The organism is Paracoccus panacisoli (assembly GCF_042435015.1).
Taxonomy (GTDB): Bacteria; Pseudomonadota; Alphaproteobacteria; order Rhodobacterales; family Rhodobacteraceae; genus Paracoccus; species Paracoccus panacisoli.
Genome location: NZ_JBHMQU010000047.1, coordinates 17,689 through 34,228, shown reverse-complemented (window position 1 = coordinate 34,228; position 16,540 = coordinate 17,689). Strand labels below are relative to the sequence as shown.

The 16,540-nt window shown below is 69.8% G+C and carries 18 protein-coding genes; 11 read left to right on the top strand and 7 right to left on the bottom strand.

The features are described from left to right. Window positions 1-136: 136 nt before the first annotated feature. The 3 genes from ACFHYO_RS10685 to ACFHYO_RS10675 form a co-directional block, all read right to left on the bottom strand. Window positions 137-1,009, bottom strand: a complete 873-nt coding sequence (locus ACFHYO_RS10685; protein WP_394320341.1) for a DMT family transporter — start codon at window positions 1,007-1,009, stop codon at window positions 137-139. A gap of 263 nt (window positions 1,010-1,272) precedes the next feature. Continuing rightward, window positions 1,273-2,064, bottom strand: coding sequence for an inositol monophosphatase family protein (locus tag ACFHYO_RS10680; protein WP_394320339.1), 792 nt, complete (start codon window positions 2,062-2,064; stop codon window positions 1,273-1,275). A 92-nt stretch (window positions 2,065-2,156) separates the two neighbouring features. Next, window positions 2,157-3,068 carry a LysR family transcriptional regulator gene (locus ACFHYO_RS10675; protein WP_036736422.1) on the bottom strand — a complete coding sequence of 304 codons (912 nt, stop codon included), beginning with the start codon at window positions 3,066-3,068 and terminating at the stop codon, window positions 2,157-2,159. An 85-nt stretch (window positions 3,069-3,153) separates the two neighbouring features. On the opposite strand from ACFHYO_RS10675, the gene metF reads away from it, so the two are divergent. Continuing rightward, window positions 3,154-4,020, top strand: coding sequence for a methylenetetrahydrofolate reductase [NAD(P)H] (gene metF, locus ACFHYO_RS10670; RefSeq protein WP_394320337.1), 867 nt, complete (start codon window positions 3,154-3,156; stop codon window positions 4,018-4,020). Between the two features lie 999 nt (window positions 4,021-5,019). On the opposite strand, the gene ACFHYO_RS10665 is transcribed toward metF, so the two are convergent. Next, the gene (locus ACFHYO_RS10665) at window positions 5,020-6,075 is read right to left on the bottom strand and encodes a T6SS phospholipase effector Tle1-like catalytic domain-containing protein (protein WP_394320335.1); all 1,056 of its coding nucleotides are present in this window, start codon (window positions 6,073-6,075) and stop codon (window positions 5,020-5,022) included. 75 nt (window positions 6,076-6,150) lie between these two features. Next, window positions 6,151-7,308, bottom strand: a complete 1,158-nt coding sequence (locus ACFHYO_RS10660; RefSeq protein WP_394320333.1) for a type III PLP-dependent enzyme — start codon at window positions 7,306-7,308, stop codon at window positions 6,151-6,153. Window positions 7,309-7,456: 148 nt separating this feature from the next. Between ACFHYO_RS10660 and ACFHYO_RS10655 the strand changes: the two genes are divergently transcribed. From ACFHYO_RS10655 to ACFHYO_RS10610, 10 genes are all read left to right on the top strand, one after another. Further along, window positions 7,457-7,900 (top strand): Lrp/AsnC family transcriptional regulator, encoded by a 444-nt coding sequence (locus ACFHYO_RS10655; RefSeq protein WP_301280895.1) that lies wholly within the window; start codon window positions 7,457-7,459, stop codon window positions 7,898-7,900. An 82-nt stretch (window positions 7,901-7,982) separates the two neighbouring features. After that, window positions 7,983-8,429, top strand: coding sequence for a hypothetical protein (locus ACFHYO_RS10650; protein WP_394320331.1), 447 nt, complete (start codon window positions 7,983-7,985; stop codon window positions 8,427-8,429). Beyond that, the gene (locus tag ACFHYO_RS10645) at window positions 8,426-8,629 is read left to right on the top strand and encodes a hypothetical protein (RefSeq protein ID WP_036722074.1); all 204 of its coding nucleotides are present in this window, start codon (window positions 8,426-8,428) and stop codon (window positions 8,627-8,629) included. The genes ACFHYO_RS10650 and ACFHYO_RS10645 overlap by 4 nt, the downstream gene beginning before the upstream one ends. Beyond that, window positions 8,626-9,954 (top strand): AAA family ATPase, encoded by a 1,329-nt coding sequence (locus ACFHYO_RS10640; protein WP_394320329.1) that lies wholly within the window; start codon window positions 8,626-8,628, stop codon window positions 9,952-9,954. Before ACFHYO_RS10645 ends, ACFHYO_RS10640 begins: the two co-directional genes overlap by 4 nt. Next, window positions 9,954-10,466 carry a head-tail connector protein gene (locus ACFHYO_RS10635; RefSeq protein WP_394320327.1) on the top strand — a complete coding sequence of 171 codons (513 nt, stop codon included), beginning with the start codon at window positions 9,954-9,956 and terminating at the stop codon, window positions 10,464-10,466. The genes ACFHYO_RS10640 and ACFHYO_RS10635 overlap by 1 nt, the downstream gene beginning before the upstream one ends. Continuing rightward, window positions 10,463-12,079: a terminase large subunit domain-containing protein gene (locus ACFHYO_RS10630; RefSeq protein ID WP_394320325.1), complete on the top strand. Its 1,617-nt coding sequence runs from the start codon at window positions 10,463-10,465 to the stop codon at window positions 12,077-12,079. The genes ACFHYO_RS10635 and ACFHYO_RS10630 overlap by 4 nt, the downstream gene beginning before the upstream one ends. Beyond that, window positions 12,070-12,408 carry an HNH endonuclease gene (locus ACFHYO_RS10625; protein ID WP_394320323.1) on the top strand — a complete coding sequence of 113 codons (339 nt, stop codon included), beginning with the start codon at window positions 12,070-12,072 and terminating at the stop codon, window positions 12,406-12,408. The genes ACFHYO_RS10630 and ACFHYO_RS10625 overlap by 10 nt, the downstream gene beginning before the upstream one ends. Next, entirely contained in the window at window positions 12,401-13,645 is a 1,245-nt protein-coding gene (locus ACFHYO_RS10620) for a phage major capsid protein (RefSeq protein WP_394320321.1), read from the top strand. The genes ACFHYO_RS10625 and ACFHYO_RS10620 overlap by 8 nt, the downstream gene beginning before the upstream one ends. Beyond that, window positions 13,645-14,193: an HK97 family phage prohead protease gene (locus tag ACFHYO_RS10615; protein WP_394320319.1), complete on the top strand. Its 549-nt coding sequence runs from the start codon at window positions 13,645-13,647 to the stop codon at window positions 14,191-14,193. The genes ACFHYO_RS10620 and ACFHYO_RS10615 overlap by 1 nt, the downstream gene beginning before the upstream one ends. Continuing rightward, window positions 14,193-15,260, top strand: a complete 1,068-nt coding sequence (locus ACFHYO_RS10610; protein WP_394320317.1) for a phage portal protein — start codon at window positions 14,193-14,195, stop codon at window positions 15,258-15,260. Before ACFHYO_RS10615 ends, ACFHYO_RS10610 begins: the two co-directional genes overlap by 1 nt. Window positions 15,261-15,551: 291 nt before the next feature. On the opposite strand, the gene ACFHYO_RS10605 is transcribed toward ACFHYO_RS10610, so the two are convergent. Together ACFHYO_RS10605 and ACFHYO_RS10600 are read right to left on the bottom strand one after the other, a co-directional pair. After that, entirely contained in the window at window positions 15,552-15,725 is a 174-nt protein-coding gene (locus ACFHYO_RS10605; protein ID WP_394320315.1) for a hypothetical protein, read from the bottom strand. A 52-nt stretch (window positions 15,726-15,777) separates the two neighbouring features. Then, window positions 15,778-16,269 carry a hypothetical protein gene (locus ACFHYO_RS10600; protein ID WP_394320313.1) on the bottom strand — a complete coding sequence of 164 codons (492 nt, stop codon included), beginning with the start codon at window positions 16,267-16,269 and terminating at the stop codon, window positions 15,778-15,780. Window positions 16,270-16,540 lie beyond the last annotated feature (271 nt).

The window sequence follows — 16,540 nt, the reverse complement described above, 5'->3', positions numbered from 1 at the left end:
CTTCCCAGCCTGCCGCGGCCTGCGCCCGCGCAGCCGGCTGCCGCGCCGCAGACTCCAGCGCCACTGGCGCCCGCGCCCGGCCCGCGCCGCCCGGTCCCGGCAGCGCGCCCCGAGGCGCTCTCGCAGGCCGATCCGGTCAGCCCGTCCGGGCCCGGCGCAGCGTCCGCCACCAGGTGAAGAGCCCCGCACCGACGATGATGACCATGCCGATCAGCACGTTGAGCCGCAGCGTCTCGCCCAGCCAGAACACCCCGATCAGGCTGACCCAGACGAGCTGGGTGTAGGCGAAGGGTTGCAGGCTGGACGCCTCGGCCAGCGCATAGGCGCGGATCAGCAGATAGTGCCCGGCCGCGCCGGTCAGACACAGCGCCGCCATCCACGGCCAGTCGGCCCGCGCGATCGGTACCGCGAACCAGATCCCGGCGAGGGTGATGCCGACCGCGCCGGCCACCCCGGTCCAGAAGAAGCTGACCATCGCGCTGTCGTCGGCCGACACCTTGCGGGTCAGCAGCGCATAGACCGCGAACATCAGCGCCGAGATCAGGGGCAGCGCCGCCCAGGGCGAGAACACCCGCAGCCCCGGTTGCAGGATGATGAGGATGCCGGCGAACCCCACCCCGACCGCGAGCCAGCGCCGCCAGCCGATCTTCTCGCCGAGGATCGGGCCGGAGAGCGCGACCACCATGAGCGGGGCGACGGTGAAGACGGCGTGCGTCTCGACGATCCCGAGCTTGACGAAGGCGGTGAGCATCAGCACCACCTCGGCCACGAGGATCAGCCCGCGCAGCGTCTGCGCCACCGGATGGGGCGAACGCAGCGCGGCCCGGACGCCGCCCGGACTGCGCGCGACCAGCACCACCGCGAAGACGGCGAAGAACCAGTAGCGCAGCATGGTGACGTAGACGGGCGGGTAGATCGCACCCAGATGGCGCGACACCGCGTCCTGCACGGCAAAGATCAGGCTCGCGGCGCAGATCATCAGCACGCCCGCGCGCTGGCCGTCGCGCACGGCGGCCGCCTCGGGGGCGGCGACCGGCACGACCGGGGGGGATCGCCACGGGCGGCGGCAGCGGCGCTGCGACGGGCGCGGCGAGGCCCGGCGAGGGGGCAGGACAGGGGGCGGTCATGGGCAGGGCCGAGCGGTTGGATGGTATACCAACCCGTCACGACGCCAGCCGCACCTGTCAAGCCGCGTCAGACCGCCGCAGGCCCGGAGGGGATGATTTCAGGGCAGCCATGCCGGGGATGCATGGCGCCCCAAGCAGATGAGGCTCAGTCGCGGCTGCGGACGATCTCGGCAAAGCCCGCGAAGAGCTGCGCGTTGGCGGCGACGATGTCGCCCGCGTCCACGCCCGGGCCCTCGTGGGGGCGCAGCGGCTCGACGAAGCCGCCCGCCTCGCGCACCAGCAGCCAGCCGGCGGCCACGTCCCAGGCGTTGATCCCACGCTCCCAATAGCCGTCGTAGCGGCCGGCGGCGACATATGCGAGGTCGAGCGAGGCCGACCCCCACCGCCGCACCCCGGCGCAGACCGGCATCAGCCGCGCGAGGTCCTTGAGCGTCGCAGGCAGCGTCCCGCGCCCGCCGAAGGGCACGCCGGTGGCGAAGATCGCACTGTTCATGTCGCGCCGCCCCGACACCCGCAGGCGCTTGTCGTTCACGAAGGCCCCGTCGCCCTTCTCGGCGGTGAACAGCTCGTCCTTGGCGGGGTCGAAGACGACCGCCGCCACGACCTCGCCCTTGTGCTCGAGCGCGATCGACACCGCCCAGTGCGGCAGGCCGTGCAGGAAGTTCGTGGTCCCGTCCAGCGGATCGACGATCCAGCGCCGGGTCGGGTCCTCGCCGTCCTCGGTGCCGGTCTCCTCGCCGCACCAGCCATAGTTCGGGCGGGCGACGCGCAGCTCCTCCTTGATGATCCGCTCGGCCTCGCGGTCGGCGCGGGTGACGAAGTCGCCCGGCCCCTTCGAGGACACCTGCAGGTTCTCGACCTCGCGGAAGTCCTTGACGAGGCTGCGGCCAGCCTTGCGCGCGGCCTTGATCATGACGTTGAGATTGGCGGAGGCCATGGCGGGGAATCCTTTTCGGGCTGACCCGTGGGCTTAAGCGAACGCGCCGGAAAAGGAAAGCGATCAGCCCGCGCCGCACGGGCCCCTGAGGCTCAGCCCGCCGAGGCCTCGGCGGGCGTCCACGCGGCGCGGGCCAGGCGCAGCATCTCCTGCACGAAGGGCAGCGGGCGGTCCTCGGCCCGCACGGCGGCATAAAGGCGCCGCGTCACCCCCGGCCGTCCCAGCCGCAGCGTGGCGATGTCGGGGTTGGCGGCCTCGCGCGCCAGCACCCAGTCGGGCAGCACCGCCACCCCGCGGCCCGAGGCGACGAGCATCAGGATCACGTCCGTCAGCTCGACCTCGCGCACCGCCGCGGGCACCACCCCCGCCGGGTCGAGGAAATGCGAGAACACATCGAGCCGCGCCCGGTCCATCGGATAGGCGATCAGCGTCTCGGGCGCGAGGTCGCCCGGCTCGGCATGGGCCCGCCCGGCGAGCCGGTGGGTGGCCGGCACCGCCAGCAGCGGATGATAGTCGAACAGCGGCTCGAAGGTGACGCCCGGCAGGTCCTCGGGGTCCGACGAGATCACCATGTCGGCCTCGCCCCGCAGCAGCGCCGGCAGGGCGGTGAAGGCAAGCCCTGCGCGCACGTCGATGTCGACCTGCGGCCAGGCGTGGCGGAACCGGTCGAGCGCCGGCAACAGCCAGTTGAAGCAGGCGTGGCATTCCATGGCGATGTGCATCCGCCCGACCTGGCCGCGGGTGACGCCGCGCATCTCGGCCTCGGCCGCCTCGACCAGCGGCAGCACCTGCCGGGCCAGCGCCAGCAGCCGCATCCCGGCGGGCGACAGCCGCATCGGGCGGGTCTGGCGCAGGAACAGCGGCGTGCCGGCCTGCTCCTCCATCGCGCGGACCTGATGCGAGAGGGCGGACTGGGTGATGTTCAGCACCTCGGCCGCACGGGCGAGGCCGCCGTGGTCATGGACCGCACGGATCGTCCGCAGGTGGCGCAGTTCCAGATGCATGAGCGCGGCTCATCCTGACCTTGCATGATATGAATTTGTTTCACGCCGGAACGCGTGGCACAAGCGCGGACAAAGAGGAATCGCCATGTCCGTTCGCCGCACCGTCCCCGCCGTCAGCTTCGAGTTCTTCCCCCCGAAGACGCTCGACCAGTCGTTCCGGCTGTGGGAGACGGCGCGCGCGCTGGCCCCGCTGGGCCCGGATTTCGTCTCGGTCACCTATGGCGCCGGCGGCACCACGCGGCAGCTGACGCACGAGGCGGTGACGGCGCTCGCCACCCACTACGGGCTGAACGTCGCGGCGCACCTGACCTGCGTCGAGGCGACCCGCGCCGAGACGATGCAGATCGTGGACGACTATGCCGCCGCCGGCGTGCGCGAGATCGTGGCGCTGCGCGGCGACGCCCCGCAGGGCGCGGCCGCGTGGACCCCGCACCCCGAGGGGTTCGCGAGCTCGGTCGAACTGATCGAGGCGATCGCCGCCCGTGGCGGCTTCACCATCCGTTGCGGCGCCTACCCCGAGCCGCATCCCGACAGCCCCGACAGCGCCGCCGACGTGGCGTTCCTCAAGCGCAAGGTGGACGCGGGCGCGACGAGCGCGATCACTCAGTTCTTCTTCGACCCCGACACGTTCTTCCGCTTCCGCGACGCCTGCGCGGCGGCCGGGATCGCGGCGCCGGTGATCCCCGGCATCCTGCCGATCCAGAGCTGGGCCGGCGCCAAGCGCTTCGCCGCCCGCTGCGGGACCAGCGTGCCGGCCTGGGCGGAGGACGCCTTTGCCCGCGCCGGCAAGCCGGGCGAGGCCGCGCTGGCCCGCGACATCGCCGTGGAGCTCTGCACGCGGCTGATCGAGGGCGGGGTGGACCGGCTGCATTTCTACACCCTGAACCGCCCCGAGCTGACCGCCGAGGTCTGCGCCGCGCTGGGGATCGAGGCGACCGAGGCTGCCGCCTGAGGGGGGTGGGGGCGGGCGGCGGCTTGAGGTGTTGCCCGGCTGAGAGCGCAGTCTTGCGACCAGCTTTGACGCAGCGCCGGACAGGCGCGGTGCGGCCCCTCCGTGCGAGTGAACCGCCGCTCTGGCGACGACACCGGCCGAGTTTCCGCGGTCGGCTGGCACTGAGACCGGCATATCCACCGCGGGACCGATGCGTCGCGCCGTCAGGGCGCGATCTCGGATTCACTTTGCTGCCTTGCACCGCCTTGGGGCAAAGGGCCTTGGCGTCTCAGCGCTTACCCGCGCAACCGCTTCAACCATAGATGGCCGGCCCGCGGGCCGATCCTGCCCTCCGGCTGAAGCGCGAGAGCAGGACGCCTGTCATCCGGGCGGCTGTCCAGATCACGATCAAGCAAAAGCCCGGGTTACCAGCGGAAACGGCCGTCTACGGGGCGTCGGACCCGTCTCGGCAGGCGGGCGCGGTCCCGAGTGTCCTTGGACGAGGCAATACATTGGTGTGCGGATCGGCCGGCGGCGCTGGACCGCCGAGGCGTCTAAGCCCTCCCCCCCGGCGTGCGTGTTGCGCGCGAGCGGCCGCGCGGTCGGGATCGCCACGGACCATTCGGTGCAGCAGCCCGCCCCCCAGCCAAGCTAATTCCTAGTCTTACAGGTTCGCTTCCGCCGGGCGCGGGTGCGCCGACCGAGTAGCGCCGCGGTCCACAGCGGTGCGGGCCATCCGGTGGAATTGCGCGCCAGCCCGCCAGTCCTCGCCTCACAAGATCGCTTCCGCCCGGCGTAGTCGCGTGGCGCGAGGGGCGGGGGGCAGATCGCTGCGGGAGATCCGACACCGACGCGCCCCAGTCCTCGCCGGTGCTCGTCTTCGAAAATCGCTTCCCCTCCGCGCCGTTACGGCTGTGCGATCGCCGTCGCGGCCAGATCGCCCTGGCCGTCCGGCGAGCCGCCCAGCCCGGGCCACCTCCGGCCACGTCTCGCGCCTCCCTCCCCCAAAATCCCCCCCCCTCACTCCCGCTGCACCCGCGACCAGCGTCGCACACCCCGGCGCAGCGGCTCGGCGCGGGGGCGGCGCAGCCGGCGGAGGGGGCGGCGGCGGGTCTCGTCAACGATTAGCGCCGGGCCGTGGTAGGGCAGAGGGACCGAGGTGTGCAGCAGGTCGCCCGCGGTCCCCACCGTGCGCGGGACCCGCAGCAGGAACGCCATCCCCCAGCCCGCCCATGAGCCGACCGAGGGCGCCGTCACGTCGCGGGGGAACTGCGCCCGCCAGCCCTCGGGCAGGGGCAGCCCGCGCGCCGCGGCGTGGTCGAGCATCCAGACCAGCGGGATGTTGGCCAGCGGCCGCCCCGCCTCGTGCCCGTTCAGCTGCCCGCCGATGTCGGCGTGGCAGCCCCGGAACCAGCGCTGCTCGACGCGGTCGGCCTCGGCCGCGTCCCACAGGATCGGCTGGAACACCGCGCGGGTCTCGTCCAGCCCCAGCGCCTGCGCGCCGAAGCGGACGTGCCCGCCCAGCCGGTGGTCGTGGAAGCGGTGCTGCCCCTCGGTCAGCATCCACACCAGCGGCAGGCGGACGCCCAGCGCGGCCACCGTATCGAACACCCCGACCATCTCGATCGTCACCTCCGCATGGCAGCGGCGGCGAAAGCCGGCGAGCGTCCGCTCCTGCCCGCCGCGCTGGTAGAGCCGCCAGGCGAGCCGGGTGTTGCGCTCGGTCGCGTGACGCGGGGTGAGCAGCCCGACCCGCCCGATCATCCCGGCGAGCGAGCGCGCGGTGAAGGCGCCGCGCGAGTAGCCGAAGATGAAGATCGGATCGCCCGGCCGCCAGCTGCTGGCGAGCCAGCCGTAGGCGGCGGCGATGCGGTCCTCGATCCCCTGGCCGGTGATCACCGCCCGCGCGCTGCGCCAGCTGTCCCAGTGCAGGCCGCTGGCGTAATGCACCCGCACCGGGCCGGCCTTGCGGACCAGCCGGCGAATCGTGGCGATATGGCTCGACCGCGGCCCGCCCAGCGTGGCGAGCGTGCCATCCATCAGGATGACGTGGGGAATCGGGGCGCGGGTGCTCATGGGACCATGATGCACCCGATAGGTTGCGGATCGGCTAACGTTTCCGCGCGGGCCGCCCCGAACCTGACCGAAAGGTCAGGCGAACCCCATCACGGTGAGCTGCCGCATCTCGCCGAAGCCGTTGAACCGGGTGTTGGTGACGACCGAATAGGCGCCCGCGCCGTTGATGACGAGATAGTCGCCCTCGGCGATGTCGCCGGGCAGCATCAGCTCGCCCGGCAGGCGGTCGACCGAATCGCAGGTCGGGCCGAAGACCACGCGGCCTGCGTCCGGGCCGGTGCGGCGCCGCCCCTCGGGGGTCAGCACCTCGAGCCGGTCGAGGTTCCCGATCACCGGCAGCTCGTTCAGCCCGCCATAGACCCCGTCGTTCAGGAACACCGCGCCGCCGTCCCGCACCGCCTTGACGCGCGCGATGATGGCGAAGGCGTCGGCGCAGATGCCGCGGCCGGGCTCGCACACCAGCTCGGGCGCGTCGGCGCCGAAGACCTCGGCGGTGGTGGCGCCGATCCGCTCGAAGATCGCGGGCAGGTCGGGCTCGACCCCGTGGACGCGCCACGAGGGGAAGCCGCCGCCGACGTTCAGCCGCTTCGGCATGACCCCGGCGAGGTCGGCGATGTCGCGGGCGGTGCGGATGTAATGCTCCCACGCGCCGGGATCGACGCATTGCGTGCCGGGGTGGAAGGTCAGCGAGGCGGTGTAGCCGCGCGCCGCGACCTCGCGCAGCAGCTCGGCGGTCAGCTCGGGCGTGCCGCCGAACTTCGAGCCGAAGTCATAGGCCGCACCCACCACCGGCAGCTTGAAGCGCGGCGAGATCTCGCAACCCTCGGTCGGCACCTGCGCAAAGAGCTTGTCGAGCTCGGACCGGCTGTCCACCGACCAGGCCTTGATCCCTGCGGCGACGGCATGGGCGATCTCGGCGGTCGAGCGGACCGGGTTGTGATAGTGCCGTGCCGCCTGCGGGGCGAGGCGGGTGATCAGGTCGATCTCATAGGGCGAGGCCACGTCGAAGCCGCGGATGCCGGCGGCGACGAGGTTGGTGATCACCGCCTCGTCCGGGTTCGACTTGACCGCATAGGTGACGAGCCCCGGAAAACCGGCGAGAAACTGGCGCGCACGGTCCTGCAGGACGGTCGGGGCGAAGACCAGCACCGGGTTCTCGGGCCTGAGACTGCGGACGATCTCGGCCGGATTTTCCCAGACAGTCTTGGCCTGATGGCCCTCGGTCAGTCCCATGCGTGATCCTTTCGGTCGCGGTGCGTTGCCAGCCAACGCAGGATCGGCGCTATGCGGCGCAATTTCAGCGATGAAAAGGGTGGAATGTCGCGCTGGGGGCGTTAATCTGACCGGCAGGACCGGCGGATCGTCGGTCAAACCGGCAAGGATGAGGCAAGCCGTGGACGACACCGACCGCGCGATCCTTTCGCACCTGGGCCAGGACGCCCGGATGTCGGTGGCGGTGCTGGCCCGGCGGCTCAAGCTGGCGCGCTCGACCGTGCAGGCGCGGCTCGAGCGGCTCGAGACCTCGGGCGCGATCGCGGGCTACACGCTGAAGCTGGGCGAGGCCGCGCGCGTCACCCGCATCCGCGCCACCTGCCTGCTGACCATCGAGCCGCGCGCCCAGCCAGCGATCCTCGGCCGGCTCAAGGCGATCCCCTCGGTCGAGCGGGTGCATTCGACGAGCGGGCGGGTCGACCTTCTGCTGCAGCTCGCCTGCGCCTCGACGGTCGAGCTGGACGAGGTGCTGGACCAGATCGGCCACCTGACCGGCGTGCGCTCGTCCGAGAGCCTCGTGCACCTGTCCACCAAGTTCGACCGCGCGGTCTGACCGGCGGCCCGAACGGGCGGTGCGCGTGCACTTGCGGATGGCAGGGGGAACAGTGGTGAGCCCAACAGGACTGAAAGAGTCCTTGGGCATCAACATCATAGATTGTCCACGCCCCCCATGCGGTGACGTTGAAATCGTTGCGGAAAATCCGCGTTTGTCCAACCCCGAAATGGGGACGGAAAACGAAAACCCCGGCGCGCTGGCGGGCGCAACCGGGGCTGATCTGCATGGCAGTCGTGTCGATGCCAACTATACCCTGACCCGCCGGGCGGCTGCAATAGCCTTGGCCGATGCCGCGGTGGATTGTCCGCCGGAAATCCGCGCCCGGCTGCTGGAGCGGCTGTTGGACCAGTTCCGCCCCGCCTGGCCGATGCCCGCCTTCATGGGGCGGGTCATGGAGGAAGCGGGTTTCTGGGCCGACATGGCGAGCCGGGCCGAGCTGAAAGCCTATGCGCTCGCCTGCTACCGCCGGATGCCGCCGCAGGATCGCATCGCCTTCATCGACTTCTTGGCGGAGGGCCGGGCATGAGTGCCAACGCCGTCACCGATATGTGGGTCTCACGCCAGATCGGCCCGTTCGTGGTGGACTTCTACCCCGACGACGAGGGCGAAGGCGTCACCCTCTACATCTGGAAGAACGAACACCGGGACACCGGATATTCGGTCGGCTGTAAGAACCGGGATCAGGTTCGGGCCGTGATTGCCGAGGTGGAGGCGGTCGCGCGATGAACAGTTTTGCCGACATGGCTGACATGGATCGCCGCCACCAGGAATCGGTCGGCTACCGGCGCGACGCTGGCGGCCCGTCCGCCGAAGGTCAGGCATCCCGGTTCTACAGCGCCGCCGATCTGGAAGGCCGTCCCGTGCCGCAACGGCAATGGCTGGTCCACAACATGGTGCCCATGAAGACTGTCACGCTGTTCGGCGGTGACGGCGGCACCGGCAAGTCGCTGCTGGCTCTGCAACTGGCGGTCAGCGCAGCCACCGGCCGGGCGTGGATCAACGAGGGGGTGCCGAAAGGTCGGGCGTTGTTCCTCTCGGCCGAGGATGACGACGACGAGCTGCACATGCGGCTCGCGGACATCTGCCGGGCGATGGGACTGCGCCTCGCTGATCTGGGCAGCCTCACCCTGCGGTCGCTGGCGGGCGAAAACGCCCTGCTGGCGATGGAGGCGAGCAACCTTGACGCCCGGCTGGGCCTGGTCAAGTCGGCGCTGTTCGATGAGATCGAGGCGCGGGCGGCCGAGGAACAGCCGTCGCTGATCGTGCTGGACACGCTGGCCGACATGTTCCCGGCCAACGAGAACGACCGCGCGGCGGTGCGCCAGTTCATCGGCATCCTGCGCGGCCTCGCCCTGCGCCAGAAATGCGCGGTGATCCTGCTGTCGCACCCCTCGCTCACCGGCCTGACCAGCGGGACAGGGACCAGCGGAAGCACCGCCTGGAACAACAGCGTCCGGTCGAGGCTCTACCTGGAGCGGATCGTGCAGGACGGCTACGAGGCCGACCCCGACAAGCGCATCCTGTCCACCAAGAAGGCCAACTATGGCCGCGTCGGGGCCGAACTGTCCGTCACCTGGCAGGCGGGCGTGTTCGTCAGGGATGCCGAGCCGCAGGGGCTGGACGCGCTGGCCGCGGGGGCCAAGGCCGAACGGGTGTTCCTCTCGCTGCTGGCCGAGTTCACCGAGCAGGGACGCTATGTGAGCGCCACCCCGTCCGTGACCTACGCACCGGCCCTGTTCGCCAAGCATCCGAAGTCCGAGGGCTGCACCAAGCGGTCCCTGGCGTCGGCGATGGAGGCCCTGCTGTCGCGGGGGACCATCGTTATCGGGCAGCACGGGACCGGATCAAAGGCGCGCTCGCACATCGAAAAAGCAGGGTGCAACCCCCCGGGCAACGCCGAGTGCAACGAGGGTGCAACCCCCCGGGCAACCCCCCGCCAACCCCCCGCCAACGGGGGGGCGACACTCTCCCCTAATACCCCTGGCGTTGCACCCGCCCTCGGCGGCGGGGTGCACGCCGATCCTGAAGCGTATGAATCGGAGATGTGGTGATGACCTACACCCGCACCCCTACCCTCGCCGCGCCCGTCACGCTGGCCGACGCCAAGGACCATCTGCGTGTCATGCACGACGACGAGGACATGCTGATCCAACGTCTGGTGATGGCCGCAGCCCGAGAGATCGAGGCATACTGCGAGATCGCGCTGACGCGGCAGACCATCGCGGCATGGGCCGAGGTCGAGGACGCAACCGCCTTTCACCTGCCGGTCGGCCCGCTCGCACCCGACAGCGTGGTGACTGTCAACGGCTTCGAGGCGGTGGGCACACTGGAGATCGGGCGCTGGCCCCGCGTCACGCTGTCCACGCCCTACACCGGCGCCCTGCACGTCACCTACGAGGCCGGGTTCGGTGACACGAGCGCCAGCGTCCCCGACGACTTGCAACTGGCCGTCATGGAGCAAGCGGCGTTCGCCTATGACAACCGCGGCGATGCAGAGGCCAAGCCGGGCCTGACCCCGGCCGCAGCCCGCATCTGCGCCCGCTATCGCCGGGTGCGCGCATGACGACGCCCAAGCGCCCGCGCAAGGCTGGTCCCAATGCTCAAGTTTCTGCGGTAGCAGGATACCGGCGTCCACCTGTTCCGCTCTCTCTTCCGGGGTCGAAACTGGCCGAGGACGCGATCCGGTTTCTGGAAGGGCTGAAAATCCCGGAGGGGAAACTGGCCGGGCAGCCGCTCAAGCTGGCCGAGTTCCAGCGCAAGTTCGTCCGGGGCGCGCTGGCCGAGGGCGTCATGGTCGGGGTGCTGTCGATCGGACGCGGGAACGCCAAGACGGCGGTTTCGGCGGGGCTGGCGCTCGGGCACCTGGTCGGGGCGTGGGATGACCAGCCCAAGCGCGAGATCATCATGGCGGCCCGGAACCGGGACCAAGCGAAGGTCGCCTTCGGCTTCCTGGTCGGCTTCATCGAGGGGATGGACGAGGACCAGCGCGAACAGTTCGTCATCCGGCGCGGGTCCAAGCTGGAGGTGGAGTTCGAGGGCAACGGCGGCGGGCTGGCGCGCTGTATCGCTGCGGACGGCAAGTCGATCCTGGGCGGTGCGCCGACGCTGGCGATCATGGACGAGCGGGCCGCGTGGGAACGCGAAAAGGGCGACAACCTGGAGAACGCGATCCTGTCGGGCCTCGGGAAGCGGGACGGGCGGGCGCTCATCATCTCGACCAGCGCGCCCGACGACGCCAACACCTTCAGCCGCTGGATGGATGAACCCCCGCCTGGAACCTATGTGCAGGAACACCGGCCGGCGTTCGGGCTGCCGGCGGATGATCTGCCGTCGCTGCTGGAGGCGAACCCCGGCGCGGTCGAGGGCATCGGATCGACGCCGGAATGGCTGGTGGCGCAGGCCAAGCGGGCGATTGCGCGGGGCGGGTCGGCCCTGTCGAGCTTCCGCAACCTCAACCGCAACGAGCGGGTCAGCACCGAGGACCGCAGCCTGCTGGTCACGGTGGACGAATGGCTGGCATCCGAGGTCGATCCTGACGCCCTGCCGCCGCGCGAGGGGCCGCTGGTGCTGGGCGTGGACCTGGGCGGTTCGCGGTCCATGTCCGCAGCGGCGTTCTACTGGCCGCAGACGGGCCGACTGGAGGCTCTGGGCACCTTCCCCGGCACCCCCGGCCTTGCGGATCGTGGGGCCGCTGATGGCGTCTCTGACCGCTATGTGCAGATGAACGAGCGGGGCGAGCTGTCAGTGATGGGCGAGGCGACGGTGCCGCCGGGGCCGTGGCTGGCCGAGATCGTCCGCCGGGTCGAGGGCGTGACCCCGGCCTGCATCGTTGGCGACCGCTTCCGCCACGCAGAGTTCACCGAGGCAATGGACAAGGCCGGGCTGGGCCGCGTCCCCTTCATCTACCGCGGCTTCGGCTGGAAGGACGGCAGCGAGGATATCGAGCGGTTCCGGCGGGCGCTGTTCGACGGCGAGATCAAGGGCGCGCCGTCCCTGCTGCTGCGGTCGGCCATGTCGGACGCGATCGTGCTGAACGACCCGGCTGGCAACGCCAAGCTGGCGAAGGCCCGCAGCCTGGGCCGCATCGACGCGGCGGCGGCGACGGTGCTGGCCGTGGCGCAGGGGCAGCGGATGCTGGCGCAGCCCGAGCGAAAAGCGAGGGTCGCATGGGCCTGATCCGCCACAGCAAGCACATCACTCGCGGCCCGCGCTGGAAATCGCTGCGGATGGCGGTGCTGGAGCGTGACGGCTTCAAGTGCGTGGACTGCGGCAAGAGCCGGGGTCGCCTGGAGTGCGACCATATCCTGCCGGTCAGGACACACCCTCATCTCGCCTATGACCCGGACAACTGCGCCATGCGCTGTCCTTCCTGTCACTCGGCGAAAACTCATGTCGAGGTCGGCCGTGCGCCGCCCGCATACGACCGCCACGGCTGGCGGAAGGCTGTCAACGAACTGATGGCCGACAACAAACCCCTATCGAGCAAACGAGGTAATCATGCTTGATTCCGTGAAGATCGCCCGGCGGCAAAGCGAAATCCGCCAGCAACTCTCGGCCCTGGTCGGCAAGACCGAGCCGAGCGAGGACGAAACCCGTTCGATGGAGGCGCTGGACGCCGAGTATCGGACCAACGAAACCCGCTACCGGGCCGCGCTGACCGCCGAGGACACCGAACGCCGCGAGGCCGGGGCCGATCTGGAGACCCGCTCGGGCCGCGAGTGGTCGGACCTGGTGGCCGGCTTCGAGCTGCGCCAAGTGGTCGCCGCGATCGAGGAAGGCCGCAGCCTCTCGGGCAAGACGGCCGAGGTGGTCGAGGAAATGCGCTCGCACGGCGGCTATCGCGGCATCCCGGTTCCGCTGGGGGCGCTGGAACAGCGCGAGCTGGTGGCGGGCACCACGACCAGCGCGGACGTGCCCAAGCCGGTTGCGATCCGGCCGCTGATCGACCGCATCTTCCCGGCGTCGGTGGCGTCCCGCCTGGGCGGCGAGGTCATCAACATCACGTCCGGTGCGGTCGCCATCCCGGTCGCCACGGCCGGCGCGATTGCTGGCTGGGCACCGACCGAGGGTGCGGACGTTCCCGGCCCGCAGCCGTTCGACTTTGCCGAGCGGATGCTGGAGCCTGACCACACGCTGGGCGTTCATATGCGGATCACCCGCAAGGCTCTCAAGCAGGCCGGCGACGGGCTGGAGGCTGCGATCCGGCGCGACATGAACGCGGCGGTGCAGACCGAGCTGGACCGGGCGATCCTGATGGGCAGCGGGACGAACGGGCAGCCGCTCGGCATCATCACCGGAGCCAGCACCTACGGCATTGCCAGCACGCCCGCCGGGGCGGCGAGCTGGGCGGGGTTCCGCACCGCGTCGGTGGCCTTCATGAACGGCAACCTGGTCAAGTCGCCGGGGGACATCCGGGTGGCGTTCGATCCCGCCATCTGGGCGGACCTGGACGACGACCTGATCGCGGGCACCGCGGTGAGCCAGTGGGACCGGCTGACCAAGCACATCCCGGCCAGCCAGATCGCCCTGGCCCCGACCCTGCCGGACGGCACGGCGGTGATGACGACCAACACCGGCGGCATCGCCCCCTTCTATGTCGGCATCTGGGGCGGCCTGGACGTGATCCGCGATCCCTACTCGGACGCGCAATCGGGCACCCTGCGCCTGACCGCGCTGATGACCGCCGACGTGACGGTGGCGCGCGGGTCGCAGATCGCCATCCTGACCGGGCTGGCAACCTGATGCTGTGGGGCGGTCTTAACGGCAGCCTGGAGCTGCGAGCCGAGGGCGGGACAACCCGCCTTCGCGCCGTCTTTCCCTATGACCGGGAGACGGAGATCGCGCCGGGGCGGTTCGAGCGGATCGCCCCCCGCGCTTTCGCCGGCCGGATCGACGGCGGCGACGAAATCCACCTGTTGGCCGGTCACAGCTATGACCGGCCGCTGGCGAGCCGGTCGGCGGGCAACCTGACCATCACCGACACCGACGAAGCGGTGACGATCGAGGCGACCATCGACGGTGGCACTTCCTGGGCGCGGGACTTCCTCGCGGCGAACGCGGCCGGGCTGATCCGAGGGCTGTCGCCGGGCTTCCGCGTCCCGCGTGGGGGCGAGCGGATCGAACAGCGCAGCGGCGGCGTCCTGCGGACCATCACCGGGGCAGACCTGTTCGAGGTCAGCGCCGTGACCCGCCCGGCCTATCCCGAGGCGCAGGTCGAGGCCCGCAACTGGTCGCCGGTCTGCGAACACACCGCGCGAGCTGTCAACGCGCTGAACCGTTGGAGGCTGTGATGGGCATCATGGACTTGTTCCGGCCGAAATCCCGGCCGGTCGAAACCCGGGCCGTGGCGATGGGCTACACGGCCGATCTGGTGGCCGCCCGCGCCGAATGGCTGTCGGGTCGATCCTGCACGGCCGAGCTGACGGCCACGGTGCAGAGCTGCGTGTCGCTGTGGGAAAGCGGCTTTACTTTGGCGGACGTGACCGGGACCGACTTGCTGGACCGGCGGTCGCTGGCGATGCTGGCGCGGTCGCTGGCGCTGCGGGGCGAGGCGGTGTTCCTGATCCGGGACCGGCTGATGCCCGTCACCGACTGGGACATGAAAACCCGCGACGGCGAGCCTACCGCCTACCGGGTCAGTGTGTCCGAGGTCGGCGGGGGCCGGTCGCAGACGGTGCTGGCGGCCGAGGTGCTGCACGTCCGCATCGGCAGCTCGCCCGTGACGCCCTGGGCGGGCACGTCGCCGCTGCACCGGGCCAGCTTGTCGGCCGAGCTGCTGCAACAGGTCGAGGGCGCGTTGCGCGACGTGTGGAAGGACGCGCCGATCGGGTCGCAGATCATCCCGCTGCCGGATTCGTCCAGCGAGGACATGGCGGCGCTGCGGCGGTCCTTCCGTGGGGCGCGGGGTCAAAGCCTCGTGGTCGAGGGCGTGGCGCAGGCGACGGCGGCGGGCATGAACCCGCAGCTTGAGAAGAAGGTCGAGGGGCTGACCCCGGACCTGCAACGGGCGATGCCAGCGGAGACGCTGGAGGCGGCCCGAGGCGCGATCCTCATGGCCTACGGAGTGTTGCCCGCCCTGGTGAACCCGGCTACCACGGGACCGCTGGTCAGGGAGGCGCAGCGGCATCTGGCGCAGCTCGTGCTGCAACCGATCGCCCTGCTGGTCGCGGACGAGGCGACGGCGAAAATCGGGCAGGCCGTAAAAATCGACGTGGTGCGGCCGATGCAAGCCTTCGACCACGGCGGCAAGGCGCGGGCGTTCGGGGCGATGCTGCAAGCCTATGCCACGGCAAAGGAGGCCGGACTGGACGGTGCGGCGCTGCAAGACGCCATGACCTTCATCGACTGGCAGGAATGACGAGACAGGGCCGAGGTGCGCCCTGCGGATTGAGAGGCCCGCGAAGCACCTGGGATTAGACGGTGAGTGCCCCGGTTCAGCGACCGAACAACCCCGTCAAGGCGCGGCTCTTGCATATCCTTCGGGGGCGCGGCGCAGGCTGGCACGGTTCTGAGGCCGGGGCCATCCACAGCGCGTGTAAGCGCATCGCCCGCGTCAGGGCAAAGGGCCGGTCGCAGCGGGATGTTGCGGCCGGCCATATGTAAAAAGGCCCCGCATTTGCGGGGCCGGGGCAATCTTCTTGAAGACACCTTACGCGTAATTCACAAGAAGCTCGTCATGCCGCCGATACTCTGTATCAACGCTCTGTCGGACAATTTGCTGCACACTGGCATCAGCCATCCACCGCCCGATCAGAGCGGCGTGGCGCTCAGGTGCGCCCGTCATCATCTCGATCTGCTTGTCGCGGCTCAGCGGCGCTGTCATAGTCCTACCCCTTCCATGGGAAAATCCAAGTAAAGAACGCCCAAGCATGGCGTCAAGTTTCCACCTTCTTCAGCTCTAGCATCCAGATTTCGGCACCGTGGTAGGAATCACCTTTGCCTCCATGGTAACCGGCATCGCGCAACGCTTTGCATATATGACCATACTTGGAAAGAGCCTTGGCGGGAAGGAAGGTTCTCGCGGTCGACATGGAGATCACATCTGGTTGTGCTGCTTTTGCGACATGGACCGCCATCAAACATATGTATCCCAGCACCGACGACCTGTCTGGGCCAGTCAAGAACGACTTCGTCTCTTCCCCGTCATTGATCCACGTTTCACCATCAGGACCTGCCTCGATAATCCCAAAAATCAACTCCTTATGGTTGTCGGGTTGGCCCGGCACCAACGTTAACGCGACCACCGTGCTATAAATAATCCCCTCTTCCTCATCCAAGCCGATCTGAAGACGGGCGAGGGTTTCCATATCGTTCTCAAGAACCTGAATATCAACGGTTTCTTGAGAAATCGTTAAGCGGAAGGTCATCCGGCAACTCCGAGGGAACAGTCAAGCATATAGCTACGTCGAGGCTGCTCGCGCAAGCATCAGCCTTCGCGTGCCGCTTCAGGCACCCTTACGCAGCGCCACGCCCGGCCCGTTGCCGTTCTCGGGCAGGAACACGACCCCGGCGGCTTCGAGGGCGGCGCGGATCGCGGCGACGGTGTCAGGGCGACGTTGGTGGGCCAGCTTGGCTGGGAACCCCGCAACATGGGGCTTGTCTAGTCCCCGGCGATGGTGTTATTGATAGTCCCAAGGA

What these genes read in the sequence shown, in the direction of transcription:
- ACFHYO_RS10675 (WP_036736422.1), bottom strand. Translation starts at nt 3,068, where the DNA reads ATGCATCTGGAACTGCGCCACCTGCGGACGATCCGTGCGGTCCATGAC.
- ACFHYO_RS10645 (WP_036722074.1), top strand. Translation starts at nt 8,426, where the DNA reads ATGAGTGCCAACGCCGTCACCGATATGTGGGTCTCACGCCAGATCGGC.
- ACFHYO_RS10615 (WP_394320319.1), top strand. Translation starts at nt 13,645, where the DNA reads ATGCTGTGGGGCGGTCTTAACGGCAGCCTGGAGCTGCGAGCCGAGGGC.
- ACFHYO_RS10640 (WP_394320329.1), top strand. Translation starts at nt 8,626, where the DNA reads ATGAACAGTTTTGCCGACATGGCTGACATGGATCGCCGCCACCAGGAA.
- ACFHYO_RS10655 (WP_301280895.1), top strand. Translation starts at nt 7,457, where the DNA reads ATGAGGCAAGCCGTGGACGACACCGACCGCGCGATCCTTTCGCACCTG.
- ACFHYO_RS10680 (WP_394320339.1), bottom strand. Translation starts at nt 2,064, where the DNA reads ATGGCCTCCGCCAATCTCAACGTCATGATCAAGGCCGCGCGCAAGGCT.
- ACFHYO_RS10635 (WP_394320327.1), top strand. Translation starts at nt 9,954, where the DNA reads ATGACCTACACCCGCACCCCTACCCTCGCCGCGCCCGTCACGCTGGCC.
- ACFHYO_RS10665 (WP_394320335.1), bottom strand. Translation starts at nt 6,075, where the DNA reads ATGAGCACCCGCGCCCCGATTCCCCACGTCATCCTGATGGATGGCACG.
- metF (WP_394320337.1), top strand. Translation starts at nt 3,154, where the DNA reads ATGTCCGTTCGCCGCACCGTCCCCGCCGTCAGCTTCGAGTTCTTCCCC.
- ACFHYO_RS10610 (WP_394320317.1), top strand. Translation starts at nt 14,193, where the DNA reads ATGGGCATCATGGACTTGTTCCGGCCGAAATCCCGGCCGGTCGAAACC.
- ACFHYO_RS10660 (WP_394320333.1), bottom strand. Translation starts at nt 7,308, where the DNA reads ATGGGACTGACCGAGGGCCATCAGGCCAAGACTGTCTGGGAAAATCCG.
- ACFHYO_RS10600 (WP_394320313.1), bottom strand. Translation starts at nt 16,269, where the DNA reads ATGACCTTCCGCTTAACGATTTCTCAAGAAACCGTTGATATTCAGGTT.
- ACFHYO_RS10625 (WP_394320323.1), top strand. Translation starts at nt 12,070, where the DNA reads ATGGGCCTGATCCGCCACAGCAAGCACATCACTCGCGGCCCGCGCTGG.
- ACFHYO_RS10605 (WP_394320315.1), bottom strand. Translation starts at nt 15,725, where the DNA reads ATGACAGCGCCGCTGAGCCGCGACAAGCAGATCGAGATGATGACGGGC.
- ACFHYO_RS10630 (WP_394320325.1), top strand. Translation starts at nt 10,463, where the DNA reads ATGACGACGCCCAAGCGCCCGCGCAAGGCTGGTCCCAATGCTCAAGTT.
- ACFHYO_RS10620 (WP_394320321.1), top strand. Translation starts at nt 12,401, where the DNA reads ATGCTTGATTCCGTGAAGATCGCCCGGCGGCAAAGCGAAATCCGCCAG.